Origin of the sequence: Spirochaeta lutea (assembly GCF_000758165.1) — a bacterium.
In the GTDB taxonomy this organism is placed as follows: domain Bacteria; phylum Spirochaetota; class Spirochaetia; order DSM-27196; family Salinispiraceae; genus Spirochaeta_D; species Spirochaeta_D lutea.
Genome location: NZ_JNUP01000072.1, coordinates 273,826 through 294,271, shown reverse-complemented (window position 1 = coordinate 294,271; position 20,446 = coordinate 273,826). Strand labels below are relative to the sequence as shown.

Sequence of the window (20,446 nt, the reverse complement as noted above, 5' to 3'; positions counted from 1 at the left end):
GATTAAGCAACCTTTTTTCTGTAAATTTCTTTAAAAGCAGGGCGATCATTAGACTCGGGTAAGTACCGTTTTTCATTCTGCCATTGATCGTTCTGTTCGATCAGCATGGCCGCCGCAAGGCGAAGCAAACTATCGGCATTAGGGAATACGCCTACGACCTTTGTTCGCCTTTTTATTTCTTTCATTTGACGTTCAGCCAAATTTGAGGTTCGTAACTTCCTCCTGTGGTTTTCCGGGATATGAAATACGCTTAATCCCTCCCGGAGATTTTCATCAGCCCACTGGGCAAGACGGGGCTGGGTCTTCTCATACTTTTCTACCAGGCTCTGCAAGTACCTTTCGGCGTTCTGTTCATCTGGGGCATTGAAAACCTTGCGGATTTCCGCCGCTACCGCCGGGACATCGTCTTTCCTTGTCACGTAACCACGAGCATTTTGCTGCAAGTGAAATTGACACCGTTGCCACAAGATTCCAGGAAACACAGCATCGATAGCTGCTCGAAGACCCGCATGGTCATCACTGGTAATCATGGTCAGACCATGGAGCCCTCTACGAACCAGGCCTTCTAGAAACGATCGCCAATTTACCTCCGCTTCGCTATTGGCTACTTCTGTGCCCAAAATCTGACGTTTGCCTTCATAATCGACGCCTATGGCCATCAGTAGGGACTGTTTGACCACTTTCGAGCCTACACGCACTGATTCATATGTAGCGTCGAGCACGAGATACTGTATTTGTCCTACCGGCGAGGATCGCCAGGATGTTGCCTCTTCATCCAGCTCCTTCGCCAATCGACTTACCTGTGAGGAGCTCACCTCGGTGCCGCATAGGATTTCTACGATATCTGAAACCCGTCTAGTACTGACCCCTTTTACGTACATCTCGGCTATCGCAAGTTTTAAGGCTCGTTCACTCCGAATACCCTTTTCGATACAGCTGGGATAGAATTCCAGTCCGCGGACTTGAGGTATCTTGAGTAATACCTTCCCGGTAGCCAAAGCCAAGGTTTTGTTCTTAAACCCGTTGGCGTAGCCCATTCGATCTTCGGTCCGCTCATAGGGTTCGGCCTGAAGGGTTTTGGCTCGCTCAAGTTTCATTGCTTCGTTCACTACCTTTTCTATCACCTTAGAAAATTTACTGTCTTCCTTGGTGGCTAACATTTGGATCACTTGCTCTAAAAGTGTATACTCTGATTGGTAGGCCATCGGGCTCTCCTTATGGTTTGTTTCGTCACTTACCATTTGAGCCTGATCGGCCTGCTTTCTTCAACCTAATTTACAGAAAGAATTGTACACCAACTCTGCGGCAGGTGTTCCTTCTGATCGGTACAAACGATTTGACTGGCGGGGTTCCCGAAGAACAGATCGTAAGCAACATCATCGCTATTGTTGAAAGGATCCGAACTGAATCACCGCAAACAGAAATATATGTCCAGAGCGTACTTCCGAGGAGTGAGGATTATACTGCCCAGGTCGAGTCTTTAAATTCTGCCATCCAGGATGCCGTGGTGGGCCAGGCTATGTGGATTGATCTTTACCTGCTGTTTCTCGACGAGGAAGGAACAAGTATTGACGATGCACTAAGCACCGATGACTATATCCGGAAAGGCCGGAACGGTTTGCGGAAATCCTTTTCTGTTGCCCAAGTTCCGTACACGAAAAAGATAGCTGCAACGTCGAAGTACGAGAACGAGCACCACAAGGCCGAACAGCCCATGTACCTACCTGAGCTGTACCGGCCATAGACAGTGACATCTTCATCTATGGAGTTATTGAGTAGTGCGCAAAAGGTTGTAAACTACACCAGATATAGTGGCACAGCCCGGGAACCAATCCAAGGATGGTGTCGCTAGGGTGAAAAGTTACAGGCTTTTGCGCACTAAAGAACTATTGGGTACGATAAAAGGGGATTTGAATGCGATCATATAGATTGAATGCCGTAATGACCGGAGTGCTGTATTTCCTTGGCACAGTATTCGGGGTTCTCAGTGTAGGTATTGGCGGTGAAGTGCTCACGTCGATCACCAGCAGCAAACCAATGGAGGGTGTGGATATGTTGGGCCTCGTGGCGGCCAATTCATCACAGCTCACCCTAGCTGCATTCTTTACCATCATGATGGGGATTTCTCTGGTAGCGATGACGGTTTTTCTGTACCCAGTTATTAGGAAAGACAGCCAGGAGCTGGCAACCGGTATGGTGATCTTCCGTGGTTCCCTAGAAGGCACCGGTTATATCCTGTCGACAATCGCTATTTTGACGTTTGTCATACTCGGGAATGAACATGCAGCCGTGGGGGCAGGTTCGACAGAATTACCGTACATTGGCAATGCATTGTATAGGGTTATCGATCTGATGAGCCCGATACACTCCCTCATGTTCCTTATCGGGGCTACCTGCCTCTATGTTTCCTTCTACCGTACAAAGCTGATCCCTCGGTGGTTGAGTATCTGGGGCTTAATTGGCGTGGTTCCGTATTTTGCCTATGCCTTTTTACATTTCTTTCACCTAGATACCGGCTTTGGTATATATTTACAAATGGTGTTAGCGCCCCAGGAACTTGTGATGGGTGCCTGGTTGGTAATCAAAGGGTTTAATCAGGAAGCCCTTCAGGGGCTCATGGCTAATTAGCAAGGCTTTTAATAACCGTACCCTATCCATAAAGAAGGGTTACGAGACTCTATCTGCCAGCCTTGCTGCTGCATCAGCCTTTACGCATCCGTTTCGAGATATTCGGCAAGCAGTACACATCCTAGGGCCTGCAGCATATTCTGCTTTAGCAATAGAATTTGATAATAAAAAAAGGAATAAATCGGATATAACGAAATAATCCGATCCATCCAGAATATCAGTGCTGATGTGCTAGAACTGTTAGGGAATTACCCGGAGCGTGTTGAGGGGAGAAAAAGAATAGAGCAATTGCTCTATCATCTTGATCATGGCATACGGATGCTATAAGACGAGTGAGAGGGTTGTACTAAATATAGCCGCGGTATCTAAGAATTGTGTAGTGCGCAAAAGCCTGTAAAAATGTGCCTCGGCGACACTACCCCTGGAAAGTAAAACGGTGCGACACTCAACAGCTGGTGTTGTTTACAATCTTTTGCGCACTAATTGAGCGTGAAGGTAACTATAGCAGCACCAGCCAGAGATAGACTGAAGCGATAAGTAGTGTAACCACCGTTATGATTACTCCATATTTTGTGAATTCCAGAAAACTGATCTTATATCCGCTTCGTGATGAGAGTCCAACACTCACGACATTGGCGGAGGCACCGATTAAGGTTCCATTTCCGCCAAAGCAGGCCCCTAGTGAAAGCGCCCACCATACAGGCTCAATATTTTCCGGGCCTAACGACTTTCCCATATTTTCAACCAAGGGTATCATGGTTGCCACATAGGGTATGTTGTCCACCAGGGCGGAAAACAGTCCGGAGACCCAAACCAAGGATAGTGCTGTCACGTGGATGCTTCCCTTGGTCAGGTTCAGGATGACCTTTGCTAGTAGATTAATAACCCCTAATTCTTCCAGGGCCCCAACCATAATGAATAATCCGATGAAGAAAAAGATGGTTCCCCATTCTACCTCACGGAAAAACTCCTCAACCTCCTTCTTTCCGGCCAATAACATTAGTATCGCAGCTCCTGTAAGGGAAACAGTAGCCGGTTCAAGATGGGTGACGCCGTGTAAAATGAAGCCTATAAATACAAGTCCTAGTATAGCTAAACTCTTGATGAGTAACGGTTTATCAGTAATGGATCGTGTCTCGTCAAAATCCATGATTCTTGCACGACGTTCGTTGCTAACTACTAATTGTTTTCTGAAAAAAAACCAGAACGCTATAGAGCTAGCAAGGAGTGAAATCAGAACCACCGGTCCCAGGTTTACGATAAAATCGACAAAACTCAGCCCAGCAGCACTACCGATAAGTATGTTTGGTGGATCTCCGATAAGGGTTGCTGTTCCGCCGATATTTGATGCAATTGCGGAGGACACTACAAAGGGTAAGGGGCTTATGCCCAACTCAACTGCGATTAATATGCTGACCGGGGTAATTATAAGCACCGTGGTAACATTGTCCAGCAGTGCCGAAAGCACTGCGGTTATGAGGGAAAGCACGATAAGTAAGGGTAGGGGGCGACCGTGTACGGCCTTTGCTGCCCGTATCGCCAGGTATTGAAAAACGCCGGTATGTTTGGTGATTCCAACGATAATCATCATGCCCACTAACAGAAATATGACATTCCAATCCACGGCCATAAAGGCTTCATGCTGATGTACGAGGCCTAAGATGATAAATATTCCGCCGCCCAACAGTGCGGCTAGGGTCTTATTAATGAGTTCAGTACTTATGACCAGGAAGGATAATACAAAGAGTACTACAGCTGCTATCATTACCGGGGTCATGCGCGAATTACCTTTTTTAGGAGATCAGTAATGCTAAGTACCCCTACAAGTGTCTTATTTTCTAAGACAGGTATCTGACGTCGGTTCGTCTTAGCAAACTCGAGAGCCGCTTCAAATATCTTCTCGTCGGGTGCGAGATGTGGTCCCGGTTTTGCCATCGTATCAGCCACCAGAATCGAATCTTCGTTTTTGATTAGGTGCTCAAAGGGTTCAAAGGATTGCATAAAACCGAGATCACCCACCAAAAACGCATAATTTGGCAAGCCCACCCGAATTATATCGTGAAGGGTTATTTCACCTACCAGCCTGCCATCTTTGTCCAGGACTGGCAGATAGCTGATGGAGTACTTATATAGTAAATCAGCTACTTCCCGTAGCTTCATTTCTGGATTAACCGAAATAACCTCCGGGCTCATGATGTCCCGAACCTCCAAGCTCGTTTTGAGCTGGAATTTTTGGGTGTAGTCAATAAATGCATCTCTGGTGGGCTGTCCGATCCACTGGGAAAAGACATCGTTATCCCGGGACAACCGGGTAAGATACGAAAGAACCGGGAGGTAGTATTCAGAAACCTCAGCCGGCACAAGGAAGAGCACGACCAGCCTAACCTCAACCTCATTCTCCCAAAATGGTTCCGCAGGTACCCCGGGAAGGATCCACAAATCCCTGAGACCTGGAATCCTCGCATGAGGAATTGCCAGGCCGGTTTCAAAGACCATCCCCCCAAGGGCCTTTCGTGCATTCAGAAGTTCGGTTACTTGCTTTCGAGAAGCGCTTACATCCTCATACTGATACAGTTTGTCCAGCATGTGCTCAACCATACTATCTAGGGTGGTTGTTTTGGCTTTCCAGAGTACAAGCCGGTCATCTAGCAAACTCAGTAATTTCATGGCTTATAATCATCCAGCACTTATAATTTGTCAATTGCCCATTCCTGTACACCCTTCCAGTAATGTCATACCAGTGGTTTACGTAACCTTTACCATGGGACGGTGAAGGGGGTACGGGTATTCAGGAATTTGATTCGGGAGGACTGAACTGAAAATATAGTGCGCAAAAGGTTGTAAACTACACCAGATATAGCGGGGTTGCCCGGGTACAGGCCCCAGAGATAGCGTCGCAAATGGGGAATGTTACAACCTTTTGCACACTACAAAAAGAAAACCCTGCTACACTGATAGCTTGGATTGGAGGCAACATGAAACATCAAGGCTCGTGTCTTTGCGGAAGCATAACCTACGAGGTAACTGGGGAGTTTGAACAGTTCTTTCTCTGCCACTGCGCATCCTGCCGGAAGGATACCGGTTCGGCTCATGCGGCAAATCTGTTTTCAACAAAAGCACACCTGGAATGGCTGAAGGGGGCGGAAAGAGTCATAACCTATAACCATAATAACTCCGGTCATATTAAGAGCTTCTGCCCCGACTGCAGCTCGGCGCTGCCTAATCTCCAAATGGATGGAAGCTTGCTGGTTGTACCTGCAGGAAGTCTGGATACGGAGCTCGAAATGATTCCTACCGGGCATATCTACCTACAAGAAAGAGCTACCTGGGATCATAATCTTGAGAAGAGCCCTCAGTATGATGCCCTGCCGAACGAAGGCACCGATGAATCGTAAAATAAAAATCATCATTAGAATCGGCTTATTCTTGGGGACGCTCATCTCCTTGGTTTTCGTTCCATGGCCCATGGTAACCGCGTGGATTCAGCCGCTGCCGAAAACCATTCAGGAGCAGGTTGATAGGGCCGGGGATTACGGGTTTGACGGAATCGTTGTGGGGGTGCAGTACCATGGGAATCACTTCGAAACCTATACTTCCGGCTACAAGAACAGAGTGCGTAAAACCCCGGCTGACCCGGATGCCCTATTTAAAATCGCCAGTGTCGGAAAACTGTACACGGCCGTTGGGATTGCAAAATTGGTCCGGGATGGATCATTGTCCTTAGAAAAAACCTTGGGAGATTACCTACCTGAACTGATCGGTAGAATCGAGCATGCCGGCACCATCACCGTGAACATGCTGGTAACCCATAGGAGCGGGATTCCAAACTATACCGACACCTCCATGTATTGGGTTAATCCGAAAGAGACGGCGGATGAACAACTCGCCCTTGTACTGAACCTGCCTGCGGATTTTAAGCCCGACGAGCGCTACGCCTATTCCAATACGAACTACCTCTTACTCGGCAAAATAATGGACCGCGTTCTCGGGTACGATCATTTTCAATACATTCGTGAAGCGATTCTCGAGCCCCTGAATTTGACTCGAACCTTTGGATCTATTACCGAAGTGGACATGGAGGACGTCATGAGCGGGTATTATGTGGGCTATGATGCCGATTTGAAAACCGTTAACAACGGTTCCATCCTGGCAACCGCGGAAGACCTAAGCAAGTTCATCCGCGCACTCAACGATGGCTCTGTCTTCCGCGACGCAACAGAACAGAATATCTACCCTTCTATCTATGAGTACGGGCACACCGGCTTGATACCGGGGTACCAGACCATTGCCAACTATCATCCCGATATCGACGCTGTGGTCGTACAGTTTACAAACACCGTAGATTTTGAGGGCTATAATTGGAGCATGTCGGAAATAATGCATAACCCGGGTAGTTAGAATTTTGAGGAAGCAGAACGAACATTCCAAAGTGGACAATACTGATCAGTAGGGAGGGGGAATGAAAAAAGTCCTTCAATGTATATCGCTATTCTTGATCCTCCTTTTACTGTTGGGAGGTGCCGCGTTCCTGTACAGCCGTCCGTGGCAGAATGCCCTGTTTGTGAGGCCTCTTCATACCATCCCGGGGGATGAGAGGGTGGTCGCCCTGACCTTCGACGACGGGCCGGGTAAAGAACGGACGCCTGGGTTGCTCGGGCTGTTGAATCACCATGGAATACAAGCAACATTCTTCATGCTGGGAAAGAATATTGAACAGCACCCGGAGATTGCCCGGGCGGTGTACGAAGAGGGGCATTTGATCGGGAACCATTCCTACGATCACCCGCGGCTCATGTTTCGATCGCCGTCTTTTGTCAGAGATCAGATTGTTAAAACCGACGGGTTGATCAAATCCTTGGGGCAGAGGGAGGTCAGGTTTTTCCGGCCGCCCTATACCTCGAAATTCGTGGTTCTGCCATGGGTCCTGCGCTCTATGGATAAGGTGCTCGTTACCGGTAGCTATGATCCGCCGTCGGAGTATCATTCCCCCTATGATGCCCAGAACGTAGCCAGGGAGGTGATCGAGAATACCCGGCCCGGATCGATTATCTATCTGCATGATGGTAAGGATTCTGATGCCCAGGAGTTCGTTGAGTCCGTGGAGTTGATTATACTGGGACTGCGGGAACGGGGGTTTCGGTTTGTCAGGTTGGATTACAGGGAATAATAAGATCGGAGGTCGAAAACCATGAACACCAAGTCAACGTCTACAGAACCCGGCGAAACTATGAACATCGCGCTCCTGCAGATTCTACCCGAGCAGACTCTGGAGGGCAATCTGCAGAAGGGAATAGAGGCGTGCCGGCGGGCCAAGGAGCAGGGCGCCGATATCGCCCTGTTTCCGGAAATGTGGAGTGTGGGATACCGGATTCCGGAAGATTTCCAGGCCTTGAAACAGAGCGCCATTGAAACCGGCAGTCCCTTTGTAACCCGGTTCGGGACCCTTGCCCGGGAATTGGACATGGCCATCGGTATTACCCTTCTGGAGAAACACGAACCCCTTCCGAGAAATACCCTCTGCCTATTCGATCGCTTCGGACGGATGGTCCTATCCTACGCCAAGGTGCATACCTGCGATTTCGGGGACGAGTGCCGGCTATCTCCCGGGGATGATTTTTACGTTGCGGAGCTGGATACTGCCAGGGGACCGGTGAAGATTGGCGCCATGATCTGTTACGACCGGGAGTTTCCCGAGAGCGCGCGGATTCTCATGCTGAAGGGCGCCGAACTGATTCTGGTTCCCAATGCCTGCCCCATGGAAATTAACCGGCTCTCCCAACTCCGGGCGCGGGCCTTTGAGAATATGGTGGGGATCGCCACGGTTAACTATCCTGCGGGGCAGCCGGACTGCAACGGCCATTCATCCGCCTTCGACGGCATCGCATACCGGCCTGGGGAACCGGGATCCCGGGATACCCTAGTGGTGGAGGCCGGAGAATCCGAAGGGATTTACATGGCTGCCTTTCCCCTTAAGGAGCTTCGGGACTACCGAAAACACGAGGTTCATGGCAATGCCTACCGGTACCCTCAGAAGTATGCCATCCTGACCTCAGAAACCATTGACGAACCCTTCATCCGGCCGGATTTTGGGTTGAACCGAAAACCCGGGCCATCAACCCAGGCAGGAGGGAGGTGAATCACCCCCATGACAGAACCCAGAAACACTAGGATGACTACCGCTACGAAGAAGAACATAGCGGGATGGATCGGGGTGGCCATTACCATCCTGTTTTCCAGCCTCTGGGCCTACTGGGGCGCTTTCGAGAATTTTCATGAGGGTTGGTACTCCACATCCTTGGGGGAAAACCTGTTTATGTTTGTATTCCAATACCTGCTGTTCACTATTCTATTTGTGGTATTAGCCGTGGTTTCTCTCCAGTGGAAACGGATCGGCTTGGCCCTCCATGTATTGATCGGTGGTTTTTGCATTTGGTTCTTTTCCGGTGCAAATTTTTCGGTGTTAGGGCTATTGATCATCATCCCCTTCGCCGGTCTTGGAATTCTGTACTTTTGGGGTGATCCGCGGCCAAAGCGGTGGGCCTACCGCTTGATCATCCTTATTCCCCTGCTCATCATCGGCGCCATCTCGGTTCCCCAGGGCATTAAGGTTTCTCAACGGGTGGATGACCGGAACCTGGGGACGAGGATTATCCAGGGTAACGGCGTAACCCTGGCTTGGGCGCCCCGGGGGCCGGGATGGCCGGATAGGGGTGTATCCTGGGAGGAGGCCAGAGAGATCTGCAGGCACTTATCGGCGGACGGGCTCTCAGTCATGGAATCTCCCCAGAACATCTGGCGCCTTCCCACGGTGGATGAAGCGGTCCGGTCCATGAGCATACATGGGCAGAATGCCGGCGGGGAATGGCGCCAGGATCAGGGGGAGGCGGTGTACCGGAAAGCCCCGGATAAAGAATCGCCCCTCTGGGATGTGCATTCCAAGGTCATCTACTACTGGACCGCCCAAACCTCGCCGCAATCAGATTTATCCGCTTACATTGTCGTCTATCACGGCGGTGTGTTTGAAAAACGGAAGACCAATCAACAAGGCTATCTCAGCTTTAGGGCGGTTAAGGGGGTTCCATGACCGCCGATAGAATAACCCGTTCCTTCCTCACACGTGGTTCGTCTTAGCAGTATCCTAGGAGTGTTTCCATGGCCGAAACGGCCTCTTCCTCGGCGCTGCGGTTCTCCTCCAGGAGGCGGATCCGTTCTCCATCGTCCAGGGCGCGTTCCTTGATCCGGTCGAAGCGTGCTGCCTGGCTCCGGTAGTTTTCCCCGAGGCTGCGGCACAGTTCTTTGCCCCCGGGGATGTCCAGGAGCTCTTCCAGTTCGAGGAAGAAGGCTGAAGCCATGTCTCGGCATTCTTTCCAGACCATTCCGTTCCACCAGTTCCCGTGGCTATCGCCCCCGGCCTTTTTGGTGTGGGTAATCCAGTTTTCGTAAGCCCCGAATCCTACCCGGTAGCCTTCGCATTGGTGGGCCTCGGGGTTCCGGAAGAGGTCAAGGGCGTAACTGAGGGCCTCCCGGGTGTTAGACAACACGTTGGTCTTGAGTTCACCCCGTTCCAACAGATCGAACATGACCCAGCCTTCTTTTTCCAGGGCTTCCTCCCAGGTCCCGAAGGTCAGGCGCTGGAGTTGAACCTCGCACTCGTCCTCCCAGGGTTTCAGGAAGCTGAATCCCTCCTCGTCGAAGCCGTTCACCAGCTGATGCTCCAGGAAGGTAAGCATCACCAGGTTGCCGCCCTCCAGATGGGCCTTTAGTTCGGCCTCGGTTTTCCTACGTTCATCCATGGGGGTGGATTTGTCGAAACTCCGGTCCCCGGTATGGTTGATCCCCAGGTTGTGAAGGAGCTTGAGAAATGGTTCGTGGTTCCACACGTAGGGACTGCTGGGGCATAGTTCATGGTGGATGTTAATCAGAAAGGCGTGCCCGGAGAGCCCGAAGAGCATAGGTGGTGATAGATCCAGGTCGAAGTAGTCCGCGGTGCCCTTTACGCACCCCATCATGGTAGAACAGAACGGCGGTTGTTGTAATCGAATGATTTCCATAATACTGAATTCCTCCCGTAATCGGCTGATAAACCGTTTGTATTTGGAGTCGATCTGATACAGTTCTCCCGGGGGAATCCCGAAGTAGCTCCTGAAAGCGGTGGTGAAATTATCCTGGGAGCTGTAGCCGTACTTCAGGCTGACATCGGCAATCCGGCGGCCGGCCAGAATCTCCTTGGACGCCTCGGTCAGTTTCCGTTTCCGCAGATAGCCGCTGGGGGTGTCCCCCGTCACATTGAAGAACTTCTGCCGCAGGCGGTTTAAGGAGTAGCCGCTGTGTTCGGCCAGGGCCCTGGCATCCACCTCGGCGGTCAGGTTCTTCTCGATCCAGGCAATCATCCCGGCGACAATCTGTCTGTCGTTCATCTCGTCTCCTTGTAGCTATAATAGAGTATCCCGGGGCAGGAATCTTTTGATTTTACACCATCTTTAAGGGTTCGGAATTGTTGGTGTCGCCGGGGTGCAATGTTACAACCTTTTGCGCACTACATATGGGTTAAAAGGGTGATTTTTCCATGCCGGTAATCCGGGGAGCCTCCCTTTCGGCCCACGCCGCTGCCCGGGAGGCGAAGGGGAATCTCCCGGCGTATAATGCCGCCCGGGCAGCCGGCCAGGCGGTGGCGACGGTCCATGTCGCCCAGCACGCCTTCGGGGTATTCTATGCACTCCGGGCGATAGCGGCATCCCAGCCGGACCAGGCTGAACAGCGGGTTCGGGAAGAATACGCCTGGCAGGCCGGACATATTCCCCCCCACCTAAGGCAAGAGTATGAGAAACGGGTAGTGATTCAAACCCGTAAAAGAGGACTGTTTATCTCCTTGAATAAGGATGGTGATTTCTGAGAGCCGGCAGAAGGCAGAACCATCCCCCAGCCCTCAGCCTCCAGGTTACTCCATGGTTGCGCTTGTCTGGGTATCCGGATTCTTTGCCTCGATGTACCCGGGTACAAAGACGAGACTGAGGCTAACGAATACCAGACCGAGAATTATCGGCCCCAGCCATGACCGCTTCTCCGTCCGCCGGGGTCCGAAGAGCCGGGCCCGGATTACACAGGTGAGGCCGGCGAGGAAACAACAGGCCAGGGTTGCAATGGGCGCGAAGGTGCAGATGGACCGGTAGCCGAGCAGGTTGGGCCAGCTTGCCTGGGGATTCGGAATGAGGGTCAGAATTGCTGCGATGGTAAATAGCAGACTCAGACCCAGCAGGGGCTTGTAGGCCGGCAATACATCCTTTTCTTGGGGGTTTTGCATTTCATTCTCCTTATATAGTAGTGCGCAGACGCTTGTACACCATCATGCCGGATGTCGGCGAGGCTATCTCTGGGTTGTATCCCTAATAGCACCGCTTTATCTAGCGTAGTGTACGCTCTTTTTTTCGGGTAACCCCCCGGGGTTACCTGATTTATATTGAATGAACCGCGGATCGCGGGGTAAACCGGTATTGATGGGCCTGAGGCTTCACGGGTAGAGTATACCCAAGCCGGGGAGTCTGGCAATGCTTGGTGTGGGGGGAGTGTGCGGTGTTCACGACTGTTCGCCTCGTCGATAGGGTGTAAGCGGGGGGCCGTACACCGAAGGTAGGGGAGGTAGCTATGGATATTCGAATCATTAAAAACCATAAGGCAGAGATTTCTTACTGTCGATTTCCCGAAGGGCAGAGCATTGACACCGCTGGTGACTTTTTAGATGTTCTGGCGAATTGCGGGACGGATACAGTGGCCATGGAGAAGCACTCTTTGGCTGACACATTCTTTGACCTGCGGTCAGGGCTGGCAGGGGAGATTCTTCAAAAGGTTTCGAATTACCGGAAACGTTTGATGATTATCGGGGATTTTACCGGCATTGAAAGCGATAGCCTGAAGAGTTTTATCTACGAAAGCAACCGGGGAGGTACAGTACTCTTCGTCGGCGATCTGGAAACGGGGATAGGATTGCTCAGGTAAGCCGCCGACTCCGGCGCCGGCCTGGATGGGCTTTAGAACCGAGGAGCTTGAATCGAATGGAACGGGTAATACGCCCCTATACAGTGGAATGGATTGAGATGTTCACCCGAATTGCGGAATACCTTCGGAAGCATTGCACTGCGTACCTCGGGATCGAGCATGTCGGTAGTACCTCCATCCCCGGCATGGCGGCAAAACCTATTATTGACATTGATATGGTTATTGTTTCCCGGGCTGATTTTCACGTTATAAAAACAGAGCTCGAAGCGGTGGGATATCATTATGTCGGTGATCAAGGTATCCCCGGCAGGGAGGTATTTGACCGCTGGGGGGATGGTATTAGCCTCTTGGATGAGATCCCCCACCATCTCTATGTTTGTACAAAGGATAATCTGGAGTATAATCGGCATATACGGTTTCGCGACAGGTTACGGGCTGACCCGGGCCTGGTGGCGGAGTACAATTCCATTAAGAACCGGATATTAGCCGCCGTGGGAGATGACAATAGGGCTGGATACGTTGCTATGAAAGAAACTCAATACACTGAGTTTTTTGAGCGGGTTTTAAGGGATTTGTAGTGTACATAACCTTGTACTACACCCCGGAGACAGCCAAGTTCATTAGGGGTACACCCTGTGAGCAGCGTTGCAGGTGAGAAATGATAGCTTCATTTGCCTACAAGGGTTTAGATTGGAACCAACACGGAGGTATTGACCATGGAGTTGTCTACCAACGAAGAACGGATGATCGCGCCCTGCGGAGTAAACTGCACCTACTGTTATTCCCACCTGAAGAAGAAAAAACCCTGTCCGGGCTGTAGGTCGGAGGACGTCGGGAAACCCGGGCACTGTCTCGTCTGTAAGATAAAGACCTGTGCCCAGGATGTGGGCGTGGTTGTCTGCTCGGACTGCTCCCGGTATCCCTGTACCCTTATTAAACGCTTGGATAAGAGTTACCGGACCCGGTACAACGAAAGTCTTGTGCTGAACATGAAGGTGATCCACGAGAAGGGGCTGGCATATTACCTGGATTTTGAGAAGAGACGGCTGCGATGTCCTGCATGCGGCGGGGTACTATCGATCCACTATAAGCAATGTGCGTCCTGCGGAACCACCGTGGCGGTCCCGGGATTGGAGTGAGCGGGGTATCCATGGGGACGGTGTTAGACCAGTGGGATGATCGGTTTCATCGGATCCTCGGTGTGGAGTATGGGGATCCGGAGTATTTTCGTGTTCACCATCTTCTGGTGCTTACCTACATGATTCAGACACATTCTTACTCCCCCGAGGCCTTTCCCGAGGCAGTGGGGCTGTTGAAGGGGTTTCTGGCAGGCGAATCACCCCAGAATGTTAGAAAAACCGAGAAAACCAGCAAACTCTTGGATTCTTCCCAGCGGACCTGGAGGGCCCGGAGGGCTGACGATGAACGGCGGGGGGATGTGTTTCCCTGGAGCATGACCATTATGGATGTTAGGATTGACTCAGCCCGGGAGTATTGCGGCGATGTGGTTCGGTGGGCCAGGGATGTGCGGGATGTTCTGGTAGCTGCGGGGTTTTGAATCTGGGTTCGGACCCGCCAGTATGACCGCGTGGGCGGTTTGCGAACCAAGTAGGATAGGGGCAGGGTATGGAGTTTGGATACCTCGAATCGGGGTGGAAGCATAAAATCAGGGCATTGTTCGAGGGTGTTTTTACCGACTCCGAAGGTGCTGCCGAGGGGCGATTGATCGGTGAATTGGCAGGGGCACTGGCAGACCGGATTGATAACCGGGGGGTGCTCTGTTTCGGGGCCCGGGAGGGAGACGCTGTCGTGGGTGCTATTTTTTTTACTGCCTTAGAATTCGAGCAAAGCCCTGATACTGGCGTGTACATGCTTGCTCCGGTGGCCGTCAGCACCAGCAGCCAGGGGCGTGGTATTGGGACCAGGCTCATTACCTTCGGTCTGGATGATTTAACGAACCGCGGGGCGGACCTGGCCATTACCTACGGGGATCCGGCCTACTATTCCCGGGTGGGGTTTCGGCGGATACCGGAGGATACGATCCAGGCTCCCCTGGAGCTTTCCATGCCTGAGGGCTGGCTGGGTCAGTCACTGAAGGGCGAGAGGATACCGGTGCTGCCCGGGCGGCCCCGGTGCGTTGAGGCCTTCAACAATCCGGCCTACTGGTAGGACGGAAGGCTGCCAGCCCGGGCCGGGATAGGCTGAAATCAACCCATATAGAGGGTAGAGGAATGAAGAACCCTGATGTATTTATGGAAATTACCAAGGCCGAATTTGTCCAGAGCCATCATGGCATGGTCGAGTAACAATCGAATCACCCCCACCCGAAGAAGGAGGTATGCATGAAGAAGCAGCGCACCCCAAAATCCACCAGGAAGCCGCCGGAAACGCTGGCGGAGCGCGGGGCAATCGACGACTGGATTAACCGGGTTATGCCCGATCTGCATCCCCTGGTTAAACGGATAGATGAGCTGATCCGTAGGGCTGTTCCCGAACTGCAGTATGCGATTAAGTGGGGAAAGGTCTATTACGGGGTTCCTGAGCGGGGATGGATTATCGAGCTGGTAGCCTACGATGTATCGGTTAATATTGTCTTTTTGGCCGGGGCTGAGTTCCCAGGGTCCCAGCCTCCCCTGGGAACCGGGGAACGGTCCAGGTATATAAAGCTCAGGACCCTGGAGGAGGTGAATCAGCCCCAGGTTTTCACCTGGATTCAGCAGGCCGGTGAGACCAGGGGGTGGATGTGAGGGGGGCAAGCCTCGCTACCAACAGCCTTTGCCGACGATCCAGGTACATCCCCCCTACACTAGATGAAACAAATTACTGAAGTCGTTTTGGATGCCCAACTGGTCCAGGTACAGGGAGATCATGCCCCGGTGGTGGGTCTGGTGATTGAACATGTGCAGCACAAGCCCGCCAAAGGCCTTGGTGAATTCCTGGCCCCGGGAGTTGCGGTACACCAGATCCGAGGACAGATCCCGGTCGCTTAGCTCTCCGGCGAAGGATGAAATAAGGGAATCCAGGACGGGGCGTTTTTTCAGGTATTCGGTCCGGGATGTGAAGGCTGTATCTGAGAGAGTCAAATCACCCTGAAAGAGCGGATCCTGACTGTATGAGAAGTTCCGCAACCCGGTAAACCGTTTGAGCCAGATGAAATCGGCTATGTATATGTGGTTGCATAGTGATTCAATGCTGGGGTAGTAGCCTCCCAAGGCCTGCTTCCACTGAACGGGTTCCAGCTCGGCTAACTGGGCGTTCATCTGCCGGTTTACCTGCTCATTGTATTGGGCGAGAAGCAAAACGGTGGCCTTGTCCATGACGCCTCCTTACTGTTCTTTTGCGCACTATTTCCAGATTCATAGTATCACGGCCGGGCTTACGGTTCCAGATCGCAGGTTTTGACAGAGCGGCGTTTCCGGGTATAATTCCGCCATGATTCGACCTGCCAACGCCGAAGATGCCCGGCAGATCTGCGGCATCTATAACTATTACGTAGAGAATACTAGGGTGACCTTCGAGGAGCAGCCGGTTTCTCTTGAGGATATGGAACAGCGGATTGCAGAGACCAGCAGGTCTTTGCCCTGGCTGGTGTATCAGGAGGGCCAGCAGGTTGCCGGGTATGCGTATGCAAGCCCCTGGAAGGGCCGGTGCGCCTACCGGTATTCGGTGGAATCCACCGTATATCTGCACCGGGAGGCGGTAGGGCGAGGCATCGGATCCCGGCTTTACCGAGACCTTATCCATCGCATATGGGCAGCGGGGTTTCATACGATAATCGGTGGCATCGCCCTGCCGAATGTTCCCAGTCAGCGTCTGCACGAGGGCCTGGGTTTTACCCCGGTAGGAGTGTTCACCGAGGTCGGTTTTAAGCATAACAGTTGGATCGATGTGGGGTATTGGCAGCTTACCCGCCCCGAATAAACCGGGCGTACACGGCATTGTACCCAACGCCTGGGGTTGGGACGCCGCCTTCCATGCATTAGTGGCGTGCAGCCACCGGAAATGGGTACTACTGCCGCCACACGCTTACCTATAAAAACGAGGAACCATGGACTACTACACAGATTACAAGGAAGATGCAGCCCTCCGGGGGAGCTTTGATGCCCTCGCCCGGGAGGTATTCGGGATCAGTTTTGAATCCTGGTATCAGGGGGGATTTTGGGACGGGCGGTACGTCTGTCATTCCCTGGTAGAGGGGGGGACGGTGGTGTCCAATGTTTCGGTGACCCGGATGGATCTGGTCCTCCAGGGCCGGGAGGTCCGGGCATGGCAGGTTGGGACTGTCATGACCCGGGAGGGGTACCGGGGCAGGGGACTGGCCGCTCGGCTCATGAACCGGGTGCTGGAGCAGTACCGGGACCGGGGAGATCTGTGGTACCTCTTTCCCAACGAATCGGTAATGTCCTTTTACCCTCGGTACGGATTTCTCCCGGGCCGGGATGTGTACTACCGGCTCCAGGTTCCCCGGGGTGCGGGAGGATCGATCCCACCCGGGCTGGAGCTCACGAAGATCGATGTGAATGACCGGGCGCAACGTCGGAAGCTGGTGGATGGGGTGAACAGCCGTTCGCCCCTGTCTTCCCGTTTTGATACCCGGGGCTGTGCGTCTATTTACATGTGGCATTGTCTGAACGGTCTTCGGGACTGTATTTACCGAATTTCCGGTACGGATACCTACATTGTCTTTTATGAGGACGACAATACCCTTGGTTTGTTTGATATAATCGCGGACCGGCGGCCTCCGGTGCAGGAGATTCTCGGCGCCCTGGCAAGCCGGGCCGGGAACCGGGAGCTTCGGCTGCATATTCTGCCCGATGAGCTTCCGGATTATTCCTGGCCCCTGTCCGAACATGAGAACGAGGATATGTTCTTCCTGCCCGGGGCGCCGGAGACGAGTTTCGCCCACCAGCTCTTGGCTCACACCTGATCTACCTGGTTACTTAGTGCGCAACATCATGAAATTGACGCCGGGGAGGGTGAGCATGAAAACGAGGGTTTTGGTTGTATTCTTGAGTCTTGGTCTCTTATGGGGTACCGGGGTGCTCGGTGCGCAGCTGGTCGAGACGGTGCCGGGGCCGGATGCCAAGCTCATTTTGGGGCCCCAGGGCAGTCCGACCTCTCAGGAGGAGGCCAGGGTTCTCTATAATGAGGGTTCCCGGCTCTTACATGAGGGTGATTATGACGGGGCGGTGGAACAGCTGCTTCTGGCGGTGCAGATGGATCCGGGGTTTACCGATGCCATGGATCATCTGGGTATTGCCTACCGTCGAATGGGTAATCTTGAGGCTGCGGAGGAGTGGTACGGGCGGTCCTTGGAGGTTCTGCCCAGCAATACCGTTGCCTATTTGAACCTCTCTCTTATCTATCGGGCCCAGGGCAGGTTGGGGGATGCTCATGCGAATTACCAGAAGGTTATAGAGCTGGAGCCGGATAATCCCGAGGGCTATTACGGTATGGGGGAGATTTTCCAGCAGGTGGAGGAGTATGAGACCTCGGCCTACTTTTTGCAGACGGCTATCCAGAAGTACCTGGATGCCGATTCTGAGCATGTGTACGATGCGGTGTTTTTGCAGGGATTCAACTTCTACAAGCTCCAGCGCTGGGAGGATGCGGTTCGGTTCCTGGAACTGGCTCAGGCAGTGCACGGTGATAATCCGACCCTCCTTCAGGCCTTGGAGGAATCCCGGGAGCGCCTAGGAGCCGGAGAACCATCCGAGGTCGAGTAGGGGCCCTTGGGGTGTCCGGGGCATTCGAATCACCCTGGAAAACCAGAGCTTCAAACAACTGGCGAATGTACAATGGGTTTACCAAATAACGAATTATCTGGAGGTTGCACCATGAGTCGTGCCATAAATTGTACCAGGATCGGGTACGTGTACCTGCCGACCACGGATCTACAGCAGTCGGTTGCATGGTATACTGCGAATCTTGGATTCGAGTTGATCAATTCCTTTGAGGACCGGGGGTCCATGTTGGCGGTGTTGCACCATCCCCACAAACATGCTCCGGCCCTGCTGCTCATCGAGACCAGGGATGCCCAGCGCTTTGAGTTGTCCCGGAACGGCCGGGGTTTTCCGGTTATGGCCATTGCCTGCCTGGATATCGAGAAGGCCCACCGGGACCTGACTGCGGCGGGCGGAGAGGTTGAGGATCTGCATGTTCTTGGTAACGGCGAGGCGAAGTATTTCTACTTCCGGGACGATCAGGGCCATTTGTTGGAGGCCGCCTGGTCCATCTGGGATACCGAGGATGAGTTCCGGGAGGGGCTGGGGTAGAGCTTCACTCTCCATGGGCTATCCGGCCCTGAAACGGCAGAGATTTCCCTGGATAAACATCCCTTCCCGGTGTAACTGAGGTCCTGTGCTCTGCTTCCGGGGCAGTTTTTAACGGGAATGCCGGGATGGGAGGTCAGGCGTAATGCGGCCCCGGGAGACCGGTACAACCTCGGCTGGGTCGGTGAGGAGTCCGAAACAGGCTCGGTTTTTTCCTCTGGGGTATCCCTATTGCTAGGACACAGTAGGGGTACTTCGTTCAATAGTGACAACATATTTTCCTTGACATGAGCATTAAGCCGTTCCATACTATGTTTGTTCGACGCACAAATAAAGTACAGTAGGTACTGATTCGCGAGGGAAGCATGAAACGGACAGGGGATAACGATTTTATTAAGCAGCTCAACTATAAGCTGGTGCTGGATGCCATCCGGGTTCATGAACCGATTTCTCGGGTAGAGCTGTCCAGGCTTACGGGTTTGACCCGGTCAACCTGTACCTTGATTTGTGAGCGGATGATCCGTCAGGGAATCATCATGGAGACGGGTAAGGGTGATTCTACCGGGGGCCGCCCCCGGATCCTTCTTCAGCTGAATCCCCAGGCCGGGGTGGTTTTGGGGTTCAAGCTCATGGATGACGGGTTTTCCTGCGCGGCGGTGGATCTCCGGGGGGCGATCCTGAGCAAACAGAGCCGGGATATCCAAAGACATAGTGAATCCGCCCTCTATCTGGATCGGTTTAGCGGCTTTGTCCAGGAGAGTATTGATGCCCATAGCGCCACCTACCCGGGCATACCCATTCTCGGTCTCGGGCTTGGTCTCGGGGGGCGCATCTCAGCTTCCGAGGGGATGGTTTTGGAGAGCTCCATTCTCGGTTGGAAGAATGTTGCCATCGGGCCTTTTTTGGAGGACCGATTTAAGCTGCCGGTGTTTGTTGAGAACGATGTTAATACCTTCGCCATCGGGGAGAAGTACTTCGGGGCTGGGAAGCGGTTCGAGTCCTTTCTCTGTCTTTCCGTGGGAGAGGGGATCGGGCTTGGCATTGTATTGAACGGGAACCTGCTCAGCGGCGCCCACCATGGTGCAGGAGAAATCGGGCATATCACGGTAACCGCCGAGCCCTCGGCTCCGGTGTGCGCCTGCGGCCGAAGGGGCTGCTTGGAGGCCTATGCTGCGGACCGCGCCCTGGTTCAGGGGTACACGGCTCAGGGTGGGAAGCAAGTAAGCCCCGAGGAATTAACTGAGTTAGCCCGGGCACAGGATGTCCTGGCGCTGGAGGTTTTTAAGAAGGCCGGGAGCTATCTCGGGATTGCTATGTCCACCCTCATCAATCTCTTCGATCCCCAGGCAATCATCATCGGGGGGGAGCGGGCCAACGCCGCGCCCTTCTTCCTGCCGAGTCTCCAGGAGGCCGTCCGGCAGAGAACGGTCTACGGGTTGGGCGAGGAGGTTGAGATTATTCCCCTACAACCAGGAAACGACGATTGGATCCGCGGGGTTGCAGCCCTTGCGATCCGGGAGATCTTTGCTGCAGGAAATTCTTTGGAGGTATAA

The 20,446-nt window shown here is 52.9% G+C and carries 24 protein-coding genes and 1 pseudogene; 19 read left to right on the top strand and 6 right to left on the bottom strand.

Annotation, left to right across the window (positions count from 1 at the left end; translation table 11 throughout):
* Positions 1 to 2: 2 nt before the first annotated feature.
* Entirely contained in the window at positions 3 to 1,205 is a 1,203-nt protein-coding gene (locus DC28_RS14980) for an IS256 family transposase (RefSeq protein WP_037545877.1), read from the bottom strand.
* A 104-nt stretch (positions 1,206 to 1,309) separates the two neighbouring features.
* Between DC28_RS14980 and DC28_RS15985 the strand changes: the two genes are divergently transcribed.
* A complete protein-coding gene (locus DC28_RS15985) occupies positions 1,310 to 1,744 on the top strand; it encodes a GDSL-type esterase/lipase family protein (RefSeq protein ID WP_052078973.1) in 435 nt (144 codons plus the stop codon).
* 197 nt (positions 1,745 to 1,941) lie between these two features.
* Positions 1,942 to 2,628 (top strand): DUF4386 domain-containing protein, encoded by a 687-nt coding sequence (locus tag DC28_RS14970; RefSeq protein WP_037550448.1) that lies wholly within the window; start codon positions 1,942 to 1,944, stop codon positions 2,626 to 2,628.
* A 499-nt stretch (positions 2,629 to 3,127) separates the two neighbouring features.
* Here the strand turns inward: DC28_RS14970 and DC28_RS14965 are convergent, their stop codons facing one another.
* Positions 3,128 to 4,405, bottom strand: a complete 1,278-nt coding sequence (locus tag DC28_RS14965) for an ArsB/NhaD family transporter (RefSeq protein WP_037550445.1) — start codon at positions 4,403 to 4,405, stop codon at positions 3,128 to 3,130.
* Positions 4,402 to 5,295, bottom strand: a complete 894-nt coding sequence (locus DC28_RS14960) for a CBS domain-containing protein (protein ID WP_037550442.1) — start codon at positions 5,293 to 5,295, stop codon at positions 4,402 to 4,404. Before DC28_RS14960 ends, DC28_RS14965 begins: the two co-directional genes overlap by 4 nt.
* Before the next feature lie 308 nt (positions 5,296 to 5,603).
* Between DC28_RS14960 and DC28_RS14955 the strand changes: the two genes are divergently transcribed.
* From DC28_RS14955 to DC28_RS14935, 5 genes are all read left to right on the top strand, one after another.
* Positions 5,604 to 6,023 (top strand): GFA family protein, encoded by a 420-nt coding sequence (locus tag DC28_RS14955; RefSeq protein ID WP_037550439.1) that lies wholly within the window; start codon positions 5,604 to 5,606, stop codon positions 6,021 to 6,023.
* Positions 6,013 to 7,026 (top strand): serine hydrolase domain-containing protein, encoded by a 1,014-nt coding sequence (locus tag DC28_RS14950; RefSeq protein ID WP_202962985.1) that lies wholly within the window; start codon positions 6,013 to 6,015, stop codon positions 7,024 to 7,026. The genes DC28_RS14955 and DC28_RS14950 overlap by 11 nt, the downstream gene beginning before the upstream one ends.
* Before the next feature lie 61 nt (positions 7,027 to 7,087).
* Entirely contained in the window at positions 7,088 to 7,795 is a 708-nt protein-coding gene (locus DC28_RS14945; protein ID WP_037550437.1) for a polysaccharide deacetylase family protein, read from the top strand.
* Positions 7,796 to 7,816: 21 nt separating this feature from the next.
* Positions 7,817 to 8,764: a carbon-nitrogen hydrolase family protein gene (locus DC28_RS14940; RefSeq protein ID WP_238565831.1), complete on the top strand. Its 948-nt coding sequence runs from the start codon at positions 7,817 to 7,819 to the stop codon at positions 8,762 to 8,764.
* Between the two features lie 9 nt (positions 8,765 to 8,773).
* On the top strand, positions 8,774 to 9,712 hold the full coding sequence (locus DC28_RS14935) for a hypothetical protein (protein ID WP_202962984.1): 939 nt from the start codon (positions 8,774 to 8,776) through the stop codon (positions 9,710 to 9,712).
* Positions 9,713 to 9,755: 43 nt separating this feature from the next.
* On the opposite strand, the gene DC28_RS14930 is transcribed toward DC28_RS14935, so the two are convergent.
* Positions 9,756 to 11,045, bottom strand: a complete 1,290-nt coding sequence (locus DC28_RS14930; RefSeq protein ID WP_037550434.1) for a helix-turn-helix transcriptional regulator — start codon at positions 11,043 to 11,045, stop codon at positions 9,756 to 9,758.
* A gap of 146 nt (positions 11,046 to 11,191) precedes the next feature.
* Between DC28_RS14930 and DC28_RS14925 the strand changes: the two are divergent.
* A pseudogene (locus tag DC28_RS14925) lies at positions 11,192 to 11,521 on the top strand (putative immunity protein); the annotation flags it as partial.
* A gap of 45 nt (positions 11,522 to 11,566) precedes the next feature.
* Here DC28_RS14925 and DC28_RS14920 read toward each other — a convergent pair.
* Complete coding sequence (locus tag DC28_RS14920; protein WP_037550431.1) at positions 11,567 to 11,929, bottom strand: hypothetical protein; 363 nt, start codon at positions 11,927 to 11,929, stop codon at positions 11,567 to 11,569.
* A 341-nt stretch (positions 11,930 to 12,270) separates the two neighbouring features.
* Here DC28_RS14920 and DC28_RS14915 point away from each other — a divergent pair, with 341 nt between their 5' ends.
* From DC28_RS14915 to DC28_RS14890, 6 genes are all read left to right on the top strand, one after another.
* A complete protein-coding gene (locus DC28_RS14915) occupies positions 12,271 to 12,621 on the top strand; it encodes a DUF4180 domain-containing protein (protein ID WP_052078971.1) in 351 nt (116 codons plus the stop codon).
* A gap of 56 nt (positions 12,622 to 12,677) precedes the next feature.
* A complete protein-coding gene (locus DC28_RS14910; RefSeq protein WP_052078970.1) occupies positions 12,678 to 13,199 on the top strand; it encodes a GrpB family protein in 522 nt (173 codons plus the stop codon).
* Between the two features lie 138 nt (positions 13,200 to 13,337).
* Entirely contained in the window at positions 13,338 to 13,760 is a 423-nt protein-coding gene (locus DC28_RS14905; RefSeq protein WP_037550429.1) for a DUF3795 domain-containing protein, read from the top strand.
* Between the two features lie 11 nt (positions 13,761 to 13,771).
* A complete protein-coding gene (locus DC28_RS14900; protein WP_037550427.1) occupies positions 13,772 to 14,179 on the top strand; it encodes a DUF5946 family protein in 408 nt (135 codons plus the stop codon).
* Between the two features lie 68 nt (positions 14,180 to 14,247).
* A complete protein-coding gene (locus DC28_RS14895; RefSeq protein ID WP_037550424.1) occupies positions 14,248 to 14,790 on the top strand; it encodes a GNAT family N-acetyltransferase in 543 nt (180 codons plus the stop codon).
* Positions 14,791 to 14,963: 173 nt separating this feature from the next.
* Positions 14,964 to 15,368 (top strand): DUF1801 domain-containing protein, encoded by a 405-nt coding sequence (locus DC28_RS14890; RefSeq protein WP_037550421.1) that lies wholly within the window; start codon positions 14,964 to 14,966, stop codon positions 15,366 to 15,368.
* Positions 15,369 to 15,422: 54 nt separating this feature from the next.
* On the opposite strand, the gene DC28_RS14885 is transcribed toward DC28_RS14890, so the two are convergent.
* The gene (locus DC28_RS14885; RefSeq protein WP_052078969.1) at positions 15,423 to 15,938 is read right to left on the bottom strand and encodes a DinB family protein; all 516 of its coding nucleotides are present in this window, start codon (positions 15,936 to 15,938) and stop codon (positions 15,423 to 15,425) included.
* A 115-nt stretch (positions 15,939 to 16,053) separates the two neighbouring features.
* Here DC28_RS14885 and DC28_RS14880 point away from each other — a divergent pair, with 115 nt between their 5' ends.
* From DC28_RS14880 to DC28_RS14860, 5 genes are all read left to right on the top strand, one after another.
* Positions 16,054 to 16,542 carry an arsinothricin resistance N-acetyltransferase ArsN1 family B gene (locus DC28_RS14880; protein ID WP_037550418.1) on the top strand — a complete coding sequence of 163 codons (489 nt, stop codon included), beginning with the start codon at positions 16,054 to 16,056 and terminating at the stop codon, positions 16,540 to 16,542.
* Between the two features lie 127 nt (positions 16,543 to 16,669).
* The gene (locus DC28_RS14875; protein WP_037550416.1) at positions 16,670 to 17,548 is read left to right on the top strand and encodes a GNAT family N-acetyltransferase; all 879 of its coding nucleotides are present in this window, start codon (positions 16,670 to 16,672) and stop codon (positions 17,546 to 17,548) included.
* A 55-nt stretch (positions 17,549 to 17,603) separates the two neighbouring features.
* On the top strand, positions 17,604 to 18,347 hold the full coding sequence (locus DC28_RS14870; protein WP_037550413.1) for a tetratricopeptide repeat protein: 744 nt from the start codon (positions 17,604 to 17,606) through the stop codon (positions 18,345 to 18,347).
* Positions 18,348 to 18,458: 111 nt separating this feature from the next.
* Positions 18,459 to 18,896, top strand: coding sequence for a VOC family protein (locus DC28_RS14865; RefSeq protein WP_037550411.1), 438 nt, complete (start codon positions 18,459 to 18,461; stop codon positions 18,894 to 18,896).
* Between the two features lie 362 nt (positions 18,897 to 19,258).
* A complete protein-coding gene (locus DC28_RS14860) occupies positions 19,259 to 20,446 on the top strand; it encodes an ROK family transcriptional regulator (RefSeq protein ID WP_037550408.1) in 1,188 nt (395 codons plus the stop codon).